At 41.2% G+C, this 23,469-nt stretch carries 11 protein-coding genes; 5 read left to right on the plus strand and 6 right to left on the minus strand.

All coding sequences use genetic code 11. The annotated features are described in order from the left end of the window. Positions 1–19: 19 nt before the first annotated feature. Positions 20–979, minus strand: coding sequence for a GGDEF domain-containing response regulator (locus tag PQR79_RS10765; RefSeq protein WP_238102861.1), 960 nt, complete (start codon positions 977–979; stop codon positions 20–22). Positions 980–982: 3 nt separating this feature from the next. Next, complete coding sequence (locus PQR79_RS10770; RefSeq protein WP_238102860.1) at positions 983–5,848, minus strand: PAS domain S-box protein; 4,866 nt, start codon at positions 5,846–5,848, stop codon at positions 983–985. 422 nt (positions 5,849–6,270) lie between these two features. Between PQR79_RS10770 and PQR79_RS10775 the strand changes: the two genes are divergently transcribed. Together PQR79_RS10775 and PQR79_RS10780 are read left to right on the plus strand one after the other, a co-directional pair. Continuing rightward, on the plus strand, positions 6,271–6,834 hold the full coding sequence (locus PQR79_RS10775) for a TetR/AcrR family transcriptional regulator (protein WP_238102859.1): 564 nt from the start codon (positions 6,271–6,273) through the stop codon (positions 6,832–6,834). Positions 6,835–7,087: 253 nt separating this feature from the next. Then, on the plus strand, positions 7,088–8,134 hold the full coding sequence (locus PQR79_RS10780; RefSeq protein ID WP_238102858.1) for a GGDEF domain-containing protein: 1,047 nt from the start codon (positions 7,088–7,090) through the stop codon (positions 8,132–8,134). A gap of 103 nt (positions 8,135–8,237) precedes the next feature. Here the strand turns inward: PQR79_RS10780 and PQR79_RS10785 are convergent, their stop codons facing one another. Further along, positions 8,238–10,706, minus strand: coding sequence for an alpha/beta hydrolase family protein (locus PQR79_RS10785; protein WP_238102857.1), 2,469 nt, complete (start codon positions 10,704–10,706; stop codon positions 8,238–8,240). Between the two features lie 430 nt (positions 10,707–11,136). Here PQR79_RS10785 and PQR79_RS10795 point away from each other — a divergent pair, with 430 nt between their 5' ends. Beyond that, entirely contained in the window at positions 11,137–12,546 is a 1,410-nt protein-coding gene (locus PQR79_RS10795; RefSeq protein WP_238102856.1) for an MBL fold metallo-hydrolase RNA specificity domain-containing protein, read from the plus strand. A 46-nt stretch (positions 12,547–12,592) separates the two neighbouring features. Here the strand turns inward: PQR79_RS10795 and PQR79_RS10800 are convergent, their stop codons facing one another. Further along, complete coding sequence (locus PQR79_RS10800) at positions 12,593–14,647, minus strand: TonB-dependent receptor plug domain-containing protein (RefSeq protein ID WP_238102855.1); 2,055 nt, start codon at positions 14,645–14,647, stop codon at positions 12,593–12,595. Positions 14,648–14,723: 76 nt separating this feature from the next. Here PQR79_RS10800 and PQR79_RS10805 point away from each other — a divergent pair, with 76 nt between their 5' ends. Next, positions 14,724–15,113, plus strand: coding sequence for a Cd(II)/Pb(II)-responsive transcriptional regulator (locus tag PQR79_RS10805; protein WP_238102854.1), 390 nt, complete (start codon positions 14,724–14,726; stop codon positions 15,111–15,113). 211 nt (positions 15,114–15,324) lie between these two features. Further along, positions 15,325–15,546, plus strand: coding sequence for a DUF2375 family protein (locus PQR79_RS10810; RefSeq protein ID WP_238102853.1), 222 nt, complete (start codon positions 15,325–15,327; stop codon positions 15,544–15,546). Between the two features lie 301 nt (positions 15,547–15,847). Here PQR79_RS10810 and PQR79_RS10815 read toward each other — a convergent pair whose 3' ends face one another. Together PQR79_RS10815 and PQR79_RS10820 are read right to left on the minus strand one after the other, a co-directional pair. Next, positions 15,848–18,307 (minus strand): sensor domain-containing phosphodiesterase, encoded by a 2,460-nt coding sequence (locus tag PQR79_RS10815; RefSeq protein WP_238102852.1) that lies wholly within the window; start codon positions 18,305–18,307, stop codon positions 15,848–15,850. A gap of 336 nt (positions 18,308–18,643) precedes the next feature. After that, positions 18,644–23,446, minus strand: coding sequence for a CHASE domain-containing protein (locus PQR79_RS10820; protein ID WP_274408487.1), 4,803 nt, complete (start codon positions 23,444–23,446; stop codon positions 18,644–18,646). Between the last annotated feature and the right edge of the window lie 23 nt (positions 23,447–23,469).

Below are 23,469 nucleotides of genomic sequence, written 5' to 3' on the forward strand. Positions count from 1 at the left end.
ATTTTACTCCTGCTAGCCACTATACAGTGATTAACTCAGCAGTTGAAACCTGTGCACCGAGCACTCTGTTTCTGCCACGCTTTTTTGCTAAATAAAGTTGTTTGTCTGCCGCCTCAATAAGCATATTAGCCGACACATTACGAGTCGGCACGACAGTGGCGACACCCGCACTGATGGTAACATAGCTCGACACTTTTGAGCTTTCATGGGCGATTTTGAGTGACACAATACTGTCGACAATTTGTTGAGCGACATAAGTCCCACCAACCAAGTCGGTATTAGGTAAAATACACACAAACTCTTCTCCACCATAACGGGCAACTAAATCATAAGGACGGTTTACCGTGTCTTGGATTTTTTGTGCGACCAGCCGTAAGCAAACGTCACCTTCGGTATGCCCATAGGTATCGTTATATAACTTAAAAAAATCAATATCTAATAAAATCATGGTTAACGGTTGCTGCTCACGGCAGCATTGTAACCACGACACAGGCAATACTTGTTCAAAATTACGTCGATTAGCCACACCCGTTAACCCATCTAGTAACGCAATAGAGCGCAATAAATCAGACTGCGATTTCAACTTAATCTGATTTTTAACTCGAGCTTTGGTAATGACAGGGTTTATCGGTTTGTGAATAAAATCGACTGCGCCAAGTTTAAAACCTTTAACCTCTTTATCTTCGTCAAAGTGACCCGAAATAAAAATCACCGCGATATCTTGAGTATTAGGATCATTTTTTAAATGCTCGCACACATCAAAACCATTTAAAACAGGCATTTCAATATCTAATAACACAAGATCGGGTTTCACTTTGTTGCACATATCGATGGCTTGATGACCATCGCGAGCCATGTAAATATCATAATCATCTTGTAATAATTGATGCAGTATCTTGATGTTGACGACCTGATCATCAACAAGCAAAATCTTACATTTCTCAGGGGAAGCCCCCAAAACATACTCATTAATGAACACGTATTACTCCTTCATAATCGACCTTAAAGTATCAATAGCGTCTAAAAACTCCAATTGGCTTACTTGGCGGCTTAGCCTTAACCATTGCTTATCTGCAGCCACATTGGTCAACATGCTTTCGAGATAGTCAATTGCCTCAAGGTTTTGTTCCACTAATAATGTCATCAGTTTGACCTTTTTATCGGCTTCTATACTCTCTATCGGCAAATATTGAGATTTATCCACCTCGTTTGTGGAAATGGCCTCATCAGGAAACAAAGTATCTAACATATGCAAGCTATCGTTTATGTGTCCCTGCATTTGACTCAAATAATCACTAGCATCAACACTATCAGCATTTTTGACCGAACGCTCTAATTGTTCTGCAAAAGCAGCAAGTCTCTTTGCACCAATATTGCTTGCGGTACCTTTTATGGTATGAGCAATAATGCTCATGGCGTTGTTATCACCTTGTTCAAAAGCGTGAGTAAGCAAAGCTAATTGTTCAGACATTTCTATTGCAAAATGATGTTTCACATCAATAAAAAAGGCTCGTTCGCCACCGAATCGACGCAATATTGATTCAGGGTTTTCGAGTACATCGTCTTTATGGGTTTGAGAGTCTAACAATAACGTCTGCTCAATTGGCTCTGATGTTATTGGATCTCGGCCTAACAGCGTCAACATGCAAGGTAGTAATAATGTCATGTCAATAGGTTTACCGATGTGTTCGTTCATACCGGCTTCTAAACATAACGCTTTATCGGCTAAAGAAGCATTAGCCGTCATGGCTAAAATCGGTAAATCATCAAAACGTCCATCAGCACGGATAAGGCGCGTCGCTTCTAAACCGTCCATGTCAGGCATTTGCATATCCATAATCACAATATCAAATGACTTATCAGACTGTGTGATCCATTCAACCCCTTCAACACCACCTTTTGCGAGTGTCACCAGCGCACCTTGCAAGCGCAATAACTCATCAATCACTTGGCGATTTAATTGGTTATCCTCAACAACCAGCACCCTAACAGACTCTAATGCTAAATGTTCAATAGTGTGAGGGCCAAGCGGTGTATGCACCCCATTTATGGCTTGTTGTACCGCCTCAAGCATTAAATTAGCCGTAACAGGTTTAGATAACATGCTCACAAACGGTTGCTGACGATACTGTTTAGATTGTTTCAACACTTCCGAACCATAAGCGGTAAGCATAATGATTGCGGGGGCATTGTCCTCTTCAAACATTTGTTGAATATGCTGCGTTGTATCTAAGCCATTCATTCCTGGCATACGCCAATCCATAATAATCACATCGTATTGATGAGTCGCATTGATGCTTTGCTCTATCAAATTAATAGCTTGTTTGCTGTTTCCAGCTTCATTTACATAAGCACCATGGGCAGTTAATGTTTTAGAAATAATTCTGCGACTCATTTTACTGTCATCAACAATCAAAATATTTTTCCCCTGTAAGTCGATAGTAAACAGGGTGTTGTTCATTTCTATAATGTTGAGAGTCAACTCAAACCAAAAACGGCTACCTTGGCCCACTTGGCTGGATAATTGCAACTCAGAGCCCATTAAATCCACTAATCTTTTCGTGATGGCTAACCCTAATCCTGTGCCGCCAAATCGCCTCGAGGTTGAAGACTCTGCTTGCATAAACCCTTGAAAAATTTTACGACTTTGCTCCTCACTGATTCCAATTCCTGTGTCAGATATCGATACAGTTAAGCTGACTTGATTTTGCTTAATTTCATGGCAAAGCACACTCACTATAACGTGGCCATCAGAGGTAAATTTAATCGCATTACCCGCAAGGTTGAGCAACACCTGTCGCAAACGCTGTTCATCCCCTTCGATGAGGTAAGGAATGGCTGGATCAAGGTCAAAAATAACTTCGATATTTTTATTTTGCACATTCGTCGCGAGCATCACGGCTAATTCGCGCATTAAGGTTTCTAACTGAAAAGGATGTAAATCAAGCTCAAGCTTGCCCGCATCGATTTTGGAAAAGTCTAAAATATCATTGAGTAACCCCAACAATGACTTCGCGGCCATTTCTGCTTTGCTCACATAATCATGTTGCTGTCTCGTGAGCTCTGAATGCTGTACCAGCTGCAACATACCTAGCACCGCATTCATGGGGGTGCGGATCTCATGGCTCATGTTGGCTAAAAACTCAGATTTAGCCGCACTGGCCGCATCTGCAGCCCTTTTCGCAAAGCGTAGGGTCTGTTCTAGCTCTCGTTGCTCAGTGACATCACGGTTTATCCCCACAACACGAACTGCATGGCCGGCTTTATCATAACTAACCTGGGCACCCGCTTGGATATAACGAATTTTATTGGTACTTGTTACAATTCTAAATGTAGGCTCATAGGTTGTGCGAGTATCAATGGCTTGCTGCAAAGCTAACTCTGCCATTTTGATATCATCAGGGTGCACTCGTTCACGCCAATGCTGATAATTTAAACCTTCATCTTTAAGCGACATAGGATAATCGTACATGGAAAACATACGGTCATTCCATTGCAACTCATCATTTATTACGTCGTAATTCCAGATACCCAGCTCAGCCACTTCAGCAGCTTTAACCAGTTGATTACTGGCGGAAACTAACTCATCTTGTTGTTTAATCATGGTGTCGATATTGACAGCCACGCCCAAATAACCGACGAGTTCGCCATCATCATTACGCATGGCCGAAACTGAAATAGACACCTGGCACTGAGAGAAATCTTTACGAATATAAGTCCAATTACGCGTTTCTGGCCCAAAGTTTCTTGGTTTATAAACAAACACATCAAATGCACTGATGTCTTCGCCAAACTCTTCGCTTAATTCTTTACCTCTTGCACGGATCTCTGCTGGTAAATGTAAAATAGCGGGACTGACTTTACCGACAATTTCTGTCGCACTGTAGCCAAGCAATAACTCGGCACCACGATTGAAAATAGTGATAATGCCATTAGTATCTGTTGAGATGATGGCTATTTCAGATGCTGCATCAAGTACGTTTGTTAACAATGACGTTAATTTATTATTTTCAATTTGGGCTTGTTTACGCTCGGTAATGTCGATCCTAAGGGCAATACAACGCTCTAATTCACCTTCGGAGCTCATGATGGGTGCAATAACCGTATCGAACCAAATAGGCTGACCTTGCTTATCAAGATTACACACTTCATTGTGCCAGGTTTTCCCTGCCGTGATGGTTAGCCACATTTGCCGCCAAAAAGCATCATCATGTTCTTGAGATTTAATAATAGAATGCTTTTGGCCAATCATATGTTCACGAGAATAACCAGAAGCAATACAGAAGTTGTCATTTACCGATAAAATCACCCCATCTTTGTCGGTTTCAGAATACAGTAATTGCTGGTTAATATTTTCAAGCAGAGTTTTGTTTTCAGACAAGGCTTTTGCCAGTGCTTGGGTTCGCTCACTGACTTTACGCTCTAGATTGGCATTTAAGCTTAAAATTTGCTTTTCGGCATTTTGCTGCGCGGTAATATCACGAATAGTTTGACTAACGCCAACAATCACGCCGTATTCATTATAAATGGCAAGAGAGGTCATGGTGGTTGATAGCAACGCATCACCTTTACACTTGTGAGACCCAATATAATTAAGCAACGACTCACCATTTAACACTTTTTCAAATAACGCTTGTTCAGTGTCTAAACGATCATCGGGAGTGATAAATTTTTGCTTTTTAAACCCAAGAACTTCTGCATGAGTGTAACCAAATATGGTTTCAGCACCTTGATTCCATCCGGTAATGACCCCATCACAATCGTACGTAATAATTGCATCAAGTGAATGCTCTACAATATTCGCGCGACGTTCATTGTCCGCTAATATGATTTTTCTTTTTCCTGCGGAATACGAATAATACCCAATAAAAGCCCCTAATAATAAGCTGACAATCAACCCGTAGGAAAACATCATATGAGGTGAAGTTAATTGCAAATCGCTAACAAAATTAGGATAAGCGGCGAGTGTTATTTGCCACTTGCGACCAAATACCTCACGTTCAACAATAACGCTATAATTTGATAATGGACTCGCATCATCAATGTGGGTTTCGTAAAATGCAACATGATTCCCAAATTGGGTAATATCTTCAATCGTTAACTTTGTCGAATCGCGCGACAAGGGTAGCCCATCAAAAACCTCATTAGCCACTAAGGGAGCATAACTCCAACCAAATGCATTGGCCTCTCTTAATTGAACAGTTGGAGGCGTATATCCTGTGCTATAAATTGGCATTAACACTAAAAATGCTTGCAAAGGGCTTCCAGTTGCTTGCACTAAGGTTATTGGCCCTGTAAGCCTAACCTCTCCGGTTAAATATGCATCTTTAGCAGCATTTTTACGATTTTGTTCTGAGGCAATATCTAAACCTACAGCCGAATAATTGCGCTCTACAGGCTCAATATATTGAATAACATAACGTTCATCACCATGTGCATTTAGTTGCCTAATATTAAAACTTGGCCAATCATCCGCCTTTGCTTGCGCCAAAAACGCGAGCTCGTCCGATACTGGAACGCGCCGAATAAAACCAAACCCCCTAGCACCTGGAAACTCGTTATCTAAATCACGAGTTTGACTGTATTTGATGAATTTTGCACGCGACATCCCATCAACACCATCAGTGAAGATAATGCCACGAGCACTGCGTAAGCCATATTGATAGAGTTGCAGACGATTAGTAATATTAGATGAGACTTGCTCACTGACATCATTCAGGGTTTTGTTTATATAATGCTCATTTTTATTTTTTACCCCTAAGGCAACACCAGCACTAATGACTAAGCCAAAAGCGAACACTCCAACACCCAATTTAAGCGCATTTTTATAACTAGCAATTTTGGTCATGTTTATCATTAGGTTAAAATTACAGAAGTTAACTGTGGACGATAACCCAGTTTTTTACAAGCTAGACATTGAAAAACATAGTTTTTTTAATACACTACTTAAGTTAATATTACGTTGTCGCAACGAGTTAATAGTCAAAAACATTAAGTTTGAGGTTCAATTAAGCACTCCTATCGCGATGTTAAGGCATTCGATAGTTAGCGATTTACTCCAAACCCTAACTCACATAGCCTTGTCAACCATCCGCGTTACTGAGCATGCTAGATGATAATGACTTTCATTTTACGGTTAACCCTAAACAACTTTATTTAACATGCATTTATACTCATCATGTTAACGTGATGCACAGGCAAATTTTGAACAGTCATTCCAATAATGATACCATTTAGCTATAGCATATGTGGCATGATCGAGGTAGCAAAATGGCAAAGAAGAATTATCAACGAGAAGACGTATTAGATAACGTTATTCGTTTATTTTGGCAACAAGGTTATGCAGCATCGAGTATCCAGCAGATCACTAAGGCCACAGGATTAAAACCAGGCAGTATTTATCATGAGTTCGAAAATAAAGAGAAGCTGTTTCAAGAGGCATTAGGCCGCTATGCCGCGTTTTCAATTGATTCGATTCACCAAAAAATGGCTAACGCGACCAGTGTGAATATGGCGATTAAGCAAATACTAACAGATTTAGTGGAGCAATCTAAAGCCTGTGATTACTGCGGCTGCTTTTTAATTAAAACTCAACTTGAATTGGCTTCACAAGGTAATACCTTATACCAATTTGCATCAGCACAATTAGCCAGCATAGAAAAAATTTATGCCGATTACCTTAGTCGCGTTTATAACATTGAACAGGCTAGAGCTTATGCAGCGCAGCTGATGACAGTTATTTTTGGTATTCGCACCTACGGTTACCAGGCGGATTCTGCCAATACCATCACTCAAACAATTAACGCCCTTCTGCCCTGGTTAAATGAACATTAATAATGTACTAAGTGCTCATTATCACATTATCAACATGGCTTTCAGGTCAACGACAGCCTGAACAATTGCTCAATCGAACATCTTAGTTATCCACTTTATTTGTTAGCCATACCAATTACAGGCAAATTACGTTGGCTAAATCGTCGTTTTATGGCAACCTGAGCATACGATAAATAGATTTTTACTATTTTAGTAATGACTTAATTCATTTCTATTTCGACTTTGAGTTCAATAATACTTAAAGGATTAACCTTTGCGCGCACTCATCAAACAACACAAAAACAGCAATAGCGGGCAGCAGCAAGCTCGGGTTATCGCCTTGTTTTCGTTAGTTGGTATGTCTATTACTTTTTTGATGGGATTACTCAGCCTATTTGGCCCAAACAACACACTCTCTATCGTATTGTTTATTGCCAGCGCAATTTATTTAATCGCGTTTTTTTCAGCCAATAAATTAGAGATCAAAATAGGCTCGATGCTGGTCATTTATTCACTTTATTTATTGATGTTTTATCTCATATTTAGTGGTGGTGTCGAGCAAACGGGTCCTTTGTGGATTTTTATTGTCGCGCCCGTGTCAGTTTATGTGTTGGGGCTGCGTAATGGATTAATTAACCTGTTAATTTTTTTAACGGTGATCTGCATCATCATTTTATTACCGCAACACATCATTGAGCATGCCCAATACAGCAATAGTTATACACTGCGACTTATCTTATCGTTTGTAACCTTATCATTTTTATCTGCATTGTATGAGTTTTCGAGAATGCAATCTTATCGAAATGCCCTAGAGATCAGCGCCCAATTCCAAGAACTCGCCATGCGCGATCCGCTTACAAAACTGGCTAATCGACGTAATGCTGCAGCAGTGCTAGAACAAGAAAAAGCCAGAGTCATCCGCAACAATGAACCTCTATCGGTATTGTTGTGCGATTTAGATCATTTTAAAGCAGTGAATGACAAATTTGGCCACAATGGTGGTGATATGGTATTGGTAGAGTTATCAGCTCTATTTACCCAACATGTAAGAGAGCAAGATTGTGTTGCTCGCTGGGGTGGCGAAGAGTTTTTGATTATTCTTCCGCAAACATCCGCAGAACATGCCAGCATTATTGCAGAAAAAATCCGCAGCAACGTTGAGCAGCATACGGTTAATTTCTTATCACAACAAATTAACGTTACCATTAGTATCGGTATTTCGCAGCTCAGTGAAGACCAAAGTATCGACGAGCTCATCAATACCGCCGACAAATGCCTCTACCAAGCTAAAACCTTAGGCCGCAACCGAGTTTATCCTTAACAACATTGAATAGCTTGACGGTCTTTTTATAGCTCAAGTGCCTATTCCCCCATGAAAAAGCCCCAAATGTTGGGGCTGATTTTTAGTCGGTAGATATACCCGATTATGGCTTTGCCGTATCCGGATAAAGGCTGTTCCACCATTGGGGCTCGTCTTTTAATTTCATATCAAACCAGGCCATGGTGGTGTTCCACCAGTCAAAGCGAGCTTGGCGGGTGTTGATATGATGATCCTGGTCGTTAAACTCCACCAGCTCAACTTCTTTACCCAATAACTTAAGCGCTGTGTACATGTAATGGCTTTCGCCCACAGGCACGTTGGTGTCGGCATTACCGTGAATCAGTAATAACGGTGTGGTGATTTTATCAGCTTGATAAAGCGGGCTTTGCTCAACATAAAGCGCTTGGTTATTCCACGGGAAACTTCCACGGCTCGCAACACCTGAATAGCCATACCCCCACCAGCCATGCCCCCAATACGAAGACAAATTACTGATCCCCGCATGCGACATTGACGCGGCAAAAATATCGGTTTGTGTGGCCAAGTACATGGTCATAAAGCCGCCATAAGACGCGCCCATATTACCCACACGTTTGGAATCAACTGATGGGTAGGCATTTAAGAAAGCCTTAGTGCCTTCAATGATGTCATCTGCGCTGTACTTGCCCCAGGCATTCACATGGCGACCACTGAAGGCCTGACCATAACCAGTTGCGCCATTAGGCTGTAACACATACACCACATACCCCTGAGCGGCCCACAAGTTAAATGGCCAGCGGCCAGTAAAGTGACGTCCAACCGGAGAGGTACCGCCGTAATAGTAAACCAGTGCAGGGTACTTTTTGTTGGCATCATAATCGGTTGGCAGGTACACGCGGCCGTCAATGTTATGCCCATGCTGGTTAGTAAAATCAAAATCTTCAATGTTACCTAAACGCGTATTGGCATAACTTTGCTGTTGGCTGTCGAATAACACCTGCTTACGGCTTGAATTAAGCGACATGCTATACGCTTTTTGTGGCGCTGTGGCCGAGGTGCCTGCAACCACCAGCAGTGGGGTTGATAGCTTGGTGGCCACACTAAAGCCATCTACCATATCAACCCCGGTATCGACCTTACTAAAACGCTTTTGGCTTTTATCAAATAAATATAATGGTGAGCGATCGCCTTCGGTAACCGTTAGCAGTAGATCATCATTTTCAAGCTTGGTCATACTGCCGATGGCTGGGTCAAAGCTTTTGCTTAATGCGCTCACATTGCCCTTAGCATCTCGCCAATATAACTGGCCGTCATAATCATTGACCTCAATATTGGGGTTTTGCATACCCATGCCATCCATAAAACGCGGACCAGCGGTGATGTACATGCCATCATCGGCGTATAATGCGCCACTGAAGCTGCGATATTCACCAATCAGAGTTTCGCTTAAATCCGCGACATTAAGTTCGATTAGCTGGGTGATGCCATGAGCGGGTTGTTTGTAATCGACAGGTGAACGAGTTAGCAACAAGGTGCCTTTATTGGCGTAGCTGTCTAACAGTGAACTGGTGATGCTGTTGTCAGTTAGTTGACGAATAAAACCCGAACCCACATCTAATTGATAAAGCTGACTGTTGTTACGCCAATAGCTCCAGCGATCTTCTAATGCTTGAAAACGCTTTGAAGTTGCTTTGTCATCGGCTTTAAACGGCTTTTCCCAACTAAACAATAAGCTGTCACCAAACCACTGTAAGCCCGACACATTTTCAAGCTCAGTGGCGGCAATATCGATGCTTAAATCAGCGACATTGAATAACTGAATTTGTTTGTTAGCCACAAACGCGAGGTGTTTTGAATCATCAGACCACACCGCACTGCTCGGGCGGCTATCTTGCCAGCGATAAATCACGCTGTTGTCTGGCAATTTGCGCAGCTCTGTCACCTGAATAGGCTTATCGCCCTGGGCCGCTTGGTATTCAATGGTTGATTGCAGTAAATATTTACCATTAGGCGACAAGGTTAAGTTGCTAATCACTTTTGAGTCAAAAAGCTGCTCGGCTGATACGCGTTGTGATTTTTGTGCAGCAAAATCAAGCTCATCCACATCGCTTTTGCCTTGCCAATCAAGACTAAAAGGCTCGTCTTTTTGCACACCATCTGCAAGCAACATGAGTTGATAATCACCGTTGGCGAATTCAAGCTCGACCTTGTCCGATGATTTCACTAACTGACCGTTAAGATATACCTGCGGGTTTTCAAGGCCTTTAACGGTTAATGTACCTTGCGTAAAGCGCTGTGTAGAAACCGGCAAACGATAGGCTAACCACCCCTCACCTTCTGCTTTGGCAGTCGCAGCTTGCCACGAAAGCGTTTGGTTAAATAGCTTAACCTTATCGCCCTGCTGTACTTGGCTGAGCTTCGCCACCACATTGGTACGCAAGGCATCGGCTTGAGCACTTTTAGATAACGCCGTAGCAGAAACTTGTGTTACCGGACCAATACGTTGAATGTATTTTGCGTCAATGTCGACGCCAAATGCCATGCCTGAAACTGCCATGGCTAAACTGGTAAACACCAGAGAAAAAGCTTTCATTACACGTCCTTATTATTGCAACTTTCATTATTCTTGATACTCAGCGCAGTGTGACAAAAGTCTGCACAAAATGCATATTTTTTGTGTATCAATAATTGTCACTTGCTGTATTTATACCATCTCCACTGCTAGGGTCTGTTGATCTTTGCTGGTTGAATTTTGTTCGAGTTAAAAACGTTTTAATCGAGGCGAATGGATTGAAGCCTAGCCACCTAAGCAATATCCGTTCAACAAAGAGTAAAACGTTTTTAGCCGAACCCTGTGGGCAGCGTTTGTTGGTCATTTTTACTGCGTTATCGACTTTTTATGTAGAATAACTACACTTCAAAGTCTCTGCCTTGTATAAAAGACCAACAATTTGCTGCAAAAACAACCTTGAAAGATCAACAGGCCCTAAATTATTTAATACCTATTACATTAAAGGATTACTATGCAGATTATTCACCATGGCGCAGTGAATGGGGTAACGGGCTCGTGTCATCAGCTCGATATCAACCCGCAACTTCCAAGCAGTTACCTTATTGATTGCGGGTTATTTCAAGGAGCGGAAACCGCTGGTAAAAACTCGGCATCTCAACTGCAAATAGACTTCCCAATCGACAATATTAAAGGGTTAATCGTCACCCATTGTCATATCGATCATGTTGGGCGGATCCCTTATTTATTAGCCGCAGGCTTTAACCAGCCCATTTATACCACTACGGCAACCGCAGCGTTATTGCCATTAGTGATTGAAGATGCATTAAAAGTCGGTGTCACCCGCGATCAAAAACTTATTCAGGCCTGCTTAAACCAGCTCAGTAAACTCATTGTGGCAATAGACTATCACCAATGGATTGCACTGCCTGTCAATCTGAGCACCAATAGGGCTCAGCCGGTTAATCAAGTTAAGCTTAAATTTAAACCCGCGGGGCATATTTTAGGCTCGGCCTATGTTGAGCTTGACCTTAAAGGGCCAAATTATAAACACAGAGTGGTTTTTTCAGGTGACTTAGGCGCAACCTACGCCCCATTACTGGCAAGCCCCAAAAGCCCTTACCGAGCCGATACTCTAGTGATTGAGTCAACCTACGGTGATAAAAACCATCAAGGCCGTAAAGATCGCAGTAAACAACTCAAAGAGATTATTGAAAAAGCGGTTAAGGATAATGGCGTTGTGCTCATCCCAGCTTTCAGCATTGGCCGTACACAAGAGTTGTTATACGAGTTTGAGCACATTATTTATCGCAACAAGCACAACCCCATGTGGCAACATATCGACATTATTGTCGACTCACCTATGGCGGCAAACTTTACTCAACAATACCGGGCATTTAAGGCGTTGTGGGACAAAGAGGCCAAGCAAAAACTGAAACAAGGCCGTCATCCGTTAGATTTTGAACAGCTCACCACTATCGACAGCCATCAGGATCACCTAGCGGTTATCAACTATCTAGACTCGGTCAATAAACCCGCCATCATCATTGCCGCATCGGGCATGTGCACAGGCGGCCGTATTAGTAATTATCTTAGCCGCTTTTTACCCAAAGCCACCACAGACGTATTATTTGTCGGCTATCAAGCTCAAGGCACCACAGGCCGAGACATACAACAATATGGCCCACAAGGCGGCTATGTGTATATTGATGAGCAGCGCATTGATATTAAGGCGGTTATCCACACTATTAGCGGCTACTCTGCCCACGCCGATCAACACAACCTCATCAATTTTGTCAAACGCATGCACCACAAACCAACACATATTCGTATTGTTCATGGCGATGCTGAGGCTAAACAAGCGTTAGCCTCAGCCTATCAAGCATTGTTACCTATGGCTGAGATTGAGATTGGTAAAGCATAACAACACCCAACAACAATCAATGACATTTCAGCGGTGAGATGACAAGTTAATGGCCAAATTTAATTCTGATGCCTGCGTTAGCAATAAAGCCATCGTTACGCGACCAAATGTCAGTGGTCCATTGGCCGCTAGGCGCGCGGCTAGGCAGTAGCATTGGGTGCTCATCCGTTTGCTTTATATCGAGTAGGTTTTCTAAATTAATAAACCAACTGACTCTGCCCACGGTAATCTCACCCATTAAGCCTAAATGCCAATAGGGGTTGGTTTCATCAATATAAGGATTATCATTTACGCGCTGCGTGCCAGTGTAGTAGGCCTCAAAACCGGCTCTAAAATTACCATGCTGCTCCCACATTGCCACAAAACCTGCAGAATGACGTGGAGTGAGTGCAATAGCTCGTCGCCCTGCGCCTTCAGGGTCCTCTTCACTGGCATCTAAATACAAGTAACTTGCCGTGAGTTTAACGTCGCCTAAATAATAACGCAGCAACACTTCAGAACCGCGAATTTGGCTTTCACCCGGTGCATTCACCAATCTCACCGCATCGAGGCTGCCGTTGTTGTTGGTAGAAAATGCCTCTAGCGTGGTGACGTTATCCACATTAGAGCCAAATAACGTCAAACTGGTTTCGGCATCGTCAAATGCATAGGTAAAATCAAGTGACGCCGTTTTAGCCTGTTCTTCTTTTAACCCCTCAATTGGCGCGAGCCTTGACAACCCCGCAGCCTCAATCTCTTCAACAAACGGTGTGGGGGCAAAGTAACCTTCGCCATAAGAGCCTCTTATGGTTAATTCATTTGGGCGATAAAGCACTGACACTCTTGGGCTAAATTGCGTACCGTATTCGCTGTGATCGTCAATACGCGCACTGTAAGACGTAGTGATTTGATCGGTTAACTCATAATCAAGCTGGGCAAATGCGCCAGGGACATCGTAAGAGTAATCAAACTCAGGGAAAGTATCTGAGCGAAAGACTTCAGATTGATACGCTAAACCAACCACCCAATCACTGTTATCGGTGTAACCTGCAATACTGTTTTCAAATAAATAACTCTCGTGGGTATCTTCTTCAATATCAGTACCATAAACATGCTCATGATCTTGCACCATCGCCGAGCCGCGTGCGGTCATGGTTAAGCTGTCTAATAACGGCATGGTAAACACCAAGCCGCCATCAAGCCTTTCTGAGTCTTGTGATTGCTCAAACCTTGTGCCATCGGCTACCGTATTATCACCAAGTGTCCCGCCTGTGCGATTTTCGGTCATATAGCCACTGGTAACATACAATGTTTGTCCCGCGTCACCTTCCCAAAATACACGAGGACGCACGGTATAACGCTCATACCCCGCCAGATCTATCCAGCCATCGTCGTCAACATCTTGCTCATCTTGATAATGGGCTCCAGCAGTCATTGAGCCTTTTACATTCTCGCTCAGCGGCGACTCCACATAGGTGGTCACATCCTGACCATTGCGAGTGGTACCATTGACCAATACTTCACCATTTAACTCATCACCTGGCGTGCGAGACACAAGGTTAATCACGCCGCCAAGCGCAGAACCACCATAAAGCGATGAGGCAGAACCTTTAATAATTTCAACACGTTTTAAATCTGTTGGCGGCACTTGTAATAACCCTATCGATGCAGCCTGGTTACCATATAGCGGTAAGCCATCAGCCAGTAATTGGGTATAGCGGCCGTACAAACCTTGTAAACGAATATTGGCACTGCCCAGCGCGGGTGATGTGGTTTGTAATCGCACCCCGCCCGTTTCAGCCACCAGCATCGAAATATTGCCCGGTCTCATTGCCGCTTTCTCTTCAATTTCTTCGCGATTAACCACCTCAACACGGATCGGTTGCTCATCGACAATCCGCCCAGACCGCGTTGCCTGTATCACAATGGTTTCCATTGCTTCTTCGTGTTCATGCTCATCTTCATGTCCCTCCTCATGATGATCAGCATCGGCATGATGTTCATCATGAGATCCCGAGGCGTGTTGCTCTAGGTTAACCGAATGCACCTCATCACTTGCGTGACTCAGCCCCATAAGCCCAAGCGACAGCATTAACGATGCCGTAGCAGAATAACGAAACATATAACGTCCTTATAACAACAGAGGATCTAAAAATGGTATCCTGTAGCGTAAAGGTTACAGTCACTGGAAGGTCAAGTTGAAAATAAGTGAATTAGCATCGATTGCTCAGGTTTCGGTAAAAACCATCCGATATTATGAACAAATTGGTTTGTTATCGGCCCCCATTCGCGCCAGCAATGGTTATCGTCACTACCAAGAAAAAGACATCGAGACATTGGTGTTTATAAGGCGCTGCAGAGAATTAAACATCGGACTCGACGACATAAAGCGCCTAGTAGATACACAACAAGATCCAAAGTCATCGTGTGCCTTAGTCGATAATATCATCGCCGAGCAACTGGCACGTATACAACAAACCCAGCGAGAACTGGCATTACTAGAGCAATCACTCGCCGCACTGGCATCCTGTTGTCAAAGTCAGCAAATACAAGATTGTAGTATTTTACAGACACTAAAATCGTCATAACGATACTCATACAAACGCTCTACAAGGGTTTATTAGGCTTTACTGAGTGAACTTAAACGACTATGATCCGGCTCCATTAACGGTTGCGTATACTGTACTGTTAAGGCTTCAATTTGCGGCAGCGTTTTAGCATGATAACAACACTCAGCTTAGACACGATTAATCCTAAAAAAGGGACATCTGAAACCTCAGACACTGTATGGATACCAATATGACGACACAAACAATCACAGTACTTTACTACCCTGCAGAACTTGCCATTAAGCCTCTAGCCGAAGTGTTATACGATCTCGAAGTGGGCGTTAACGGCCGTGTGATCATTCCGATGGAATATAAAGAAGATAAAATCATCGTCGCGGTATTTAAAGGTGAAGTCGAACTGTTAAACGCATTAGGCGATAGGGTTGCATCAGAGTGCAATGACGTTGCCTAAAGGCAATATCGCTCAGTAGTCATTCGTGCTAAACCGGATAAAAGTCATATTACAAGTTTGATGTGGCTGACGATACGATTATCAGATTTAACAGGTCTCGCGACGTTAACCCGCCGTAAAAATTAACTTTGGCGCATCACCGTGGACGTACCAACGCAAACTGGATTTATGCCTAACGCTAGTCCCCTTTGCACGAAAACAGCAGACTCACAGGTTAGACTACGTTCCCCCTAAGCAGCGTTTAAGTGTCTTTCATCACAGTGAATATTGACTTTATTAATAGTCAGCGTAAATCCTCAAATCATTGCTGGATCATCTTGAATAAATGCCCTTTCACTTGCTCAATGGTAATTGCCCCTAAAAATATCCCTGTTTTACCGGTAACCACCATGACTGATTTAGGGTATAAGCAAAAATGCTTTAATAATGATTCAACCGAATAGTCAGTATAACAAGTATATTCGACAGGGATAAAAATTTGGTGAGCCCGTTTCGTCATCGTTAATCTATCGTGTTTTGTCTCAGCATTTGTGTTCACATATGGGCTAATTGCAGCATTGATCTCATGCTGTGAAATATACCCAACACATTTACTGTTACTCAACACCATAACCATATCGCTGCTGTCAACCATATCAATAAACATCTCGATCCTATCATCTGGTTCAACATGTGGTGGTTTAGGCATTAAAAAATCAATCACCGTCGGTATTTTTTTCATGTCACTCACAAGAAGCTTAAGCTGAAGTTGGTCTATGATGTCGTTAATATCGTTCACAGTATGAGTGTGTTCCATTAACGAAAGCGGCTTACTAAAAATATAGCCTTGTACATAATTCACCCCCATCTCAACTAAAATCTTAAGTACGTCCGGGCCTTCAACCCCTTCAATCACAATTTCACCACCCATTGAGTGAATAAATTGGGTAAACATTTTCACCATTAGGCGCTTTTGTTTGTCTTTTACTATGTCATCAGTGATGAGCTTATTAATTTTAATTAAATTGAGAGGCAATACAGATAGGTCTGTAAACGAGGTATAACCAGAACCAAAATCATCGATAGCCAGCACGATATCATTGTCAGTAATATGTTTAATATCATCAAGAATACTTAGGTTATCGTTACACACTGCTGACTCAGTTAACTCAATAGTGATCCGACTAGGATCAATGCCTGTCGAATGAATCAATTTAACAGTGTCATCTAACGTAAAACGGTTTTTAGAGCGATTAATCATTGAGCGATTAATTGATAAGCCTAAATGTTCATTTCCTAACATCGAAGCTAACGTAGGTAACTCGTTTATAGCAGTGAGCAGCACTTTTTTGTCAATGATATTAATCCAATCATTTTCTTCAGCCAACTCAATAAGTTCTTGAATATTATGATGCACCGAAGTGTTTATATTGAAGCGAGCCAATGCTTCAACCTTATCTATTTTTAATGTTTTTAGGTTAATAATAGGTTGGTAAACGACATAGATCTGATCATGCTCGAGGCAACTTTGTAAAGCGGATTCTAGCTTCAATTTACGGTTATTGATGATATTGATTTTGGGATTAAAGTACTTGACCTTATGCTCATTAACATAGCTAAACCCCACTGAAGAGGTCGTCAACGCTTGTAGCGCATTCAATAAAACCTGTTCATTACTTTTTGCATCTACACCATCAATTGACACGCCAATGTTACATTGAATTTTATGTTCTAACTGTAACTGATTCTCTTCCAGTAATAAGCCAAATATTTCAGCTAAATCACGATGAATCGTCTTTATCAACTTTGAGGAAATAAACGCACCACAGATTTGTTCATCGTTTAAGACGCCTAATTTAACGATATGCCTAAAGCCTTTAAGCTTAGGGATAGATTGGTCAAACAACCAACGAGGGGAAATTGAGTTTTTTGATGAATGAAAATAAGTGTCAATCACAAAAACCACCAAACTTTCTTGATTGCTTCGCAGCGCTCGCATGCCGTTTAATGTATCAAAAAAATCGACTTTATTATTCCAATCCCAATTCGACTTTTGTTGTGAAAACTCAACGATATCTGAAAATATAAAATCAAGCTTATTTAACTGAAATATAGTTAATTGCGAACTTTTATTAGGCTCGGAGTAATGCAGTATATTGGCTTTAAAGGCCACATAAGAACCATCTTTATGATAAAAAAATAGTTCTCCATCCCAAGTACCATTCGTTTCACAATTAAACAAATACTCCTGAAACACATTGTTTTTATCATGAATAAAAGCGCTAATGTTTTGGCCAACAACTTCGTACTCCTCATAACCAAGGTACTCGACGAGCATTTGATTAATCAGCAATATTTGATTGTGCACATCACACACAAGCAACAATCGTGAAGACTTGTAAAACAACGTTTTTAAAATCGAGGCTTCTTCTTGTTTTGATGGTAATACACGCTTAAAAAACATACTGCCAGAAACAAGCTTTAAATTACTCGAAAAAATGGTGACTTCAACAAGGTACTTAACGTTGGCGATAGAAAACACCACATGGCATGTGACAATATCTTGAGAGGATATACTGGTCTCGATATTTTTCTTGAAATACTCTGCTTGTTTCTTATCTAATAAATCAATAAGTAACCTAAACCTTACCGTCCCAGGGTTTTCGGATCCAAAAATGATTTTTAACAGGTTTTCACTGTAAAATAGCTTTTCATCAATGTTCCATTTCCATTGAAAAGTACGATCAAGTAGATCTTTTTCAGCGCAATTAAGCGTCATCATGATTCCATTCATTCCTTACCACATCCCTATGGTTTACCAAATAATGACCTTTTGTCACACATCACATTCAAACCGAGCCCCAAAGTTCTCGAGTCACCATTAAAAGCTTTCATTTAGGCCAGTCTATGATGTCATGCTCAGGCTTTATCATATTATCAGCTGCTTTATGATATTCAAATTAGTTATCGCAATAACGTGACCTGGTCAACTTAGTACAATTCTTTATACAGACAACAGCTTAGGTAGGCAACGATACTTAACTATTTTAAATCAGCATATTAACCAAGCTCACTTTCAAGCTTGTCTAAACGGTATTGATGACGTTAGAAAAGCCTTTTACCCCTCATTGCCTGACACCATATTGCTTTTTAATATTTCGAGCGCTTTCACATAATTTAGCATTTGTACTTGATCATAAAAAGTTAGAAATGCCTCTTTGCCAATCAATGACATTATGCCTGCAGCGTTATTTTCGACGGTTTCATTCGCTGAGAGAGCATTAGTTTCTAAAGCCACAATGAGCATTTCAACCTCCGATTGAGCCATCTTATCAACCAGTGGATCGACGGTGAGATTTTTTTGCGATTTAATTTGCGCTTGCTGCTCTAGAAAGTGCTGGCTATTGACTCGTAATTCTTTCAAACCTTTAATAATTTTGATTAATAAATCTGGTTGTTCATCATGTTCACCTTTGCGCAAACTGATTTCAGCTTGGGACGTCAAATTGTACAATGCCTTTGCTCCAACCATGCCCGTACTGCCTCGTAACTTATGCAGTTCAGCCGCTAAAGTAAGTCGTTTTTCACGATGATTAAACGGGAACGATTCAAGACGTAACGCCTCAAAATCACGATATTCTTCAAACAAACGTCTTAGAGCAAACTCGAATAATTCCAAGTTGCCTTGAAATAAGTCGACGCTATTTGTAATACCCGCTATCTCGGGCCAGTTAGCTACACTTTTGCAGGCCTCAGCAGAGTCAATATGTTCAATCATTACAGGCTTTTCCCGGTAATGCTCTATCTGCATACGTAGACATAAAATCAACTCTCCGGGTTCGATAGGTTTACTCAGAAATGCATTCATTCCGATATTAAGTGCTCGATTTTTTTCATCTGTTAACGTCCCCGCCGTTAAGGCAATGATGGGAAGTTGCTTAATATTTAATTGTTGGCGTATAACGCTGGTCGTTTCCAAGCCATCCATTTCGGGCATTTGCACATCCATCAACACCACATCAAAATCATTGTTGGCATCTTTTAACGCATCAATGGCTTTAGTACCACTGTTCGCCGTTGTCACGGCGGCACCATTATTTGCTAATATTTTCTCAACCACGTCGAGGTTCATTTGATTATCATCAACGACTAATATTCTGACTCCAGGTAACCACTTCGCTTTAACCGCTTCCATTTTAGTTGACGCTAGTACGCGACTTGTGTCGCCCGTATGCTCAATGAGGACTTTATTGACCAAACTAAATAACTCTGCAGGTTGCACAGGATGAAGCAATATCCCTTTAATTCGTTCACTATCAAGTTGTTCAACATGCTTCTGTTGTTCAGCAGCACACACAGCAATAACAGGGACTTGTGGCCAACTAGGAAGCTTAAATATTTCGTCCACCAGCGGTAAGCAATCTAGGTGATATTGTTCCCAGTCAATCACAACAACATCTGGCAATGTTTTTGAGTTGTATAACCGTTGCTGAAACTCCTGCTTAAACTGTTCCACGGTCGAGCCACAAAATACCCGCCACCCCAATGAAGTGCCAATCTTTTTCATGGTGCAGTTATCTTGCTCAGTATCACCAAGCACCCATATATTGAGCGCTTCAATGATTGAATCCGTCGTAAAACCATCATCCTGATTGGTTTCGGTAAAAGGCACCTCAAACCAGAATCGGCTACCTACGCCCTGCTCACTAGAAACACCAACTTCACCACCTAATAATTCACTTAAGTTACTCACAATCGACAAGCCAAGCCCTGTTCCATCAAAACGACGATTAATACCATCGTCAGCCTGATTAAAGGGGTGGAATATTTTATTTTGTTGCTTAGGAGAAATTCCGATACCAGTATCTTCAATAGTAAAACGCACCAACTCTTGATTGGGTAATATATTGTCAGACGTCTCACGCGTAACGTTTAGGGTCACACTGCCTTCACGGGTAAATTTAATCGCGTTACTCAATAAATTAGTGATGATCTGTTGCAATAATTTTTTATCGGTAAGCACCACAGGGGTTAAATCTGAGTCTATGTGTAAGCTAAGCGTAATGTTCTTTTGATGAGCTTGGTTAGAAAAAACATTGTATATGTCATCAAGTAAATGTTGCAGATTACAAGGTTCGAGTACAACCTTCATCTCATTCGCTTCAATTTTACTCAAGTCTAAAATGTCATTGACAATGCCAAGTAGCGAACGCCCCGCAAGTTGAATATTACTCACCAAAGTTAACTGCTCTGGAGTTAAGTCATTTCCCTTGAGAAGGTGCGTTAATCCAATAACGGCATTTAAAGGTGTGCGAATTTCATGACTCATGTTTGCTAAAAATGCGGTTTTAGCCTGACTGGCACTCTTGGCTTTTTCAATGGCATGGGTTAATGTTTTTTCAATTTTTTTCCGCTCCGAAATATTGCGGATAGAAGAAGCGATAAGTAGCTTATCATCCAACTGAATTGGACTTAAACTCACTTCCACCGGAAATTCAGAACCGTCGGCATGACGACTAAAGAGATCATTCGCCATTCCCATTGGTCGCGTACGCGGTTTATTAACATAGCCATTTACATAGCTATCATGCTTTCCTGCAACCGATACAGGCACCAACATATTTATTTTCTCACCGACTAGCTGTTCACGACTATAACCAAATAGTTTTTCAGCTTGGGAGTTAATTAAAACAATCACTCCTGCAGTGTCTATTATGACCATAGCTTCAGGCGATAACTCTGTGAGGCTTTCAAACATATTATCTTTTTGTTTTTGAGCGTCGAGCTCTTTTTTGACCTGGGAAGCAATAATCATACGAGTATTATTTGCCCACGAATAATAAAACAACATTAAAGCTAAAATTGAAAATGCGAGAAAAATCAGCATCTGTTTCAACAATAATATCAATGCACTTTTATAAATTTCTGTCGTCGAAAATGTGGCTCTAATCATTAACTGGCCAGTGACATCACCTTGATTAGGGGAGATAAGCGTTTCAGCACTTAATAATGCATCATTGTGACTTTCCCAAGTGCTAAGACTATTGTTTAATGCGCTAAAAATATTTGCGGTTCGATGAAAAACATCTTCCCAATGATTGCCTTGCTCAAAAAAAGAATCATTAACCATATCGCTATAATTTGATAGTATAAACCTCTGTTCTTCATCAAGAATATAAATAACTTCAACACCTTTCGATAAATTGTTTATTTCTTGAAGTAAAGGTTCAGCTTCGACATTAATAACGATAATGCCAAAAATCGTTCCATCGGGATAAAAAAGAGGAGTTGAATAACGTCGAGTTAACCTAATAGGAAGTTCGATTTCACCATTTTCAATGTTTGGCTCTATATTTGATGTATATATTTCTCCATTTTTTAACTTCACCGTATTAACAAAATAGTCCCTATTGCCTTTATTTTGTAAATCATCGCTAGGAGTAATAAAAATTTCTCCATCTTTTCTTTCCACACGAACGAGTTCTTTACCTTGCCCCTGTGCACTAATAAGTCGTATCTGGTACATTTCTTCCTGAGATTGCATGTAGGCTCTAAAGATATCTGCCACTACTGCTTTCCACTCACTCAGTTCAAATGGTAAGGATGAAGTCTGCCCTACCTTTGTGACAGCCTTGATCATGGGGGTAGACTTGATAAAGGTCAGTCCTTCTTTGTAACTTTTTTCATGATTATCGATCAACTCCTTGCTATACCCTGCATGATCGATTAACACCGTTGAGACGGAATTAAACTCCTGTTCAACATACAAATAACCACTAAAGGCCAGAATACTTATCATAATGAACAAGTAGCCTTTTAAAGAATTGATAAAACCGCGACGTGAAAAAAATTCTCTAGGAGAGACGTTATTGTTTTGAACCACCTCTGGACGTTTAGCAATATACTTCGCAGCCAATATAACCGAAATAAAATAAGACAAACTCGTCATCAACAAAAACAGAAATAGGAACCAAATTGGCGAATAAGAATAGAGCCCTTCTTCAACATTTTTAACCGCTTTGGCTGAGATAACCCAGCTCCTGCCCATAAATTCAATTTCACGATTAATCACGGACTCTGAATCGTGATCAAATTTATTTTGGCCACGAAGTGATTCAAAAAAATGATTATTTTCGGCTTTATCAGAGATAGTGAGGTCAATTTCAGAGAACGCTGGGGCAAGATCAAATAAAACATCATCGACGACGAGTGGAGCAAAAGCCCAGCCAATAGTCGACTGCAAGCTTTTTTCAACCATATTATCCACTAAAGGGGTATTGTAAATAGGTAAGAGGATTAAAAAACCTCGTCGCTCTTTACCTTCTTCTTGAACGAGTGTGATAGGTGCACTGAGTGTGGCCTCACCGCTAATTGAGGCGGATATTGCAGCAGCTCTTCGGTTACTTTCTGAGGCAATATCTAAACCGATTGATTCATCATTACTGAGTTGTGGATAAATATATTGAACAATAAAACGGTCTTTATTGTGCGGCATGAGTGTATGCACTTTAAAATCTGGAGCACCGTCATTACGAGCAGCAATCACAAAATCATCTTCTTGTTCTACCGAGACCCGCCTGATAAAGCCAAACCCTCTTGCACCGGTAAAGTATTTCGCCAAATCCATCGATGCAATATAACGTTCAAAGTGTTGTCGGTTAATATCACCGTTTTCAGCAGTAAGGATTGAGCTTCGAGTATTGAGTAAACCATACTCATATTTTTTAAAGCGTGTTTTAACCAACTCAACCGCTTGCTCAATATGTATTTCTGTTCGCTCAGTTAGTATATTTTTAAAATAATTATCAGTAATAAAATAACTGCCACCCGTTAATACGCACCCGATGAGCCAAATGACCAAGAAAATTCGAAACTGAGGTGACATAATAGCCGCTAAAGATTTTTTTACATTCAAAGACAAGTGTTCCCTATAGTGGTTGATAC

The organism is Shewanella metallivivens (assembly GCF_028750675.1).
Taxonomy (GTDB): domain Bacteria; phylum Pseudomonadota; class Gammaproteobacteria; order Enterobacterales; family Shewanellaceae; genus Shewanella; species Shewanella metallivivens.

Bases quoted from the DNA above. Each gene is read 5' to 3' on its own strand.
- PQR79_RS10770 (WP_238102860.1), bottom strand. From the start codon at position 5,848: ATGACCAAAATTGCTAGTTATAAAAATGCGCTTAAATTGGGTGTTGGA.
- PQR79_RS10775 (WP_238102859.1), top strand. From the start codon at position 6,271: ATGGCAAAGAAGAATTATCAACGAGAAGACGTATTAGATAACGTTATT.
- PQR79_RS10785 (WP_238102857.1), bottom strand. From the start codon at position 10,706: ATGAAAGCTTTTTCTCTGGTGTTTACCAGTTTAGCCATGGCAGTTTCA.
- PQR79_RS10795 (WP_238102856.1), top strand. From the start codon at position 11,137: ATGCAGATTATTCACCATGGCGCAGTGAATGGGGTAACGGGCTCGTGT.
- PQR79_RS10800 (WP_238102855.1), bottom strand. From the start codon at position 14,647: ATGTTTCGTTATTCTGCTACGGCATCGTTAATGCTGTCGCTTGGGCTT.
- PQR79_RS10810 (WP_238102853.1), top strand. From the start codon at position 15,325: ATGACGACACAAACAATCACAGTACTTTACTACCCTGCAGAACTTGCC.
- PQR79_RS10815 (WP_238102852.1), bottom strand. From the start codon at position 18,307: ATGATGACGCTTAATTGCGCTGAAAAAGATCTACTTGATCGTACTTTT.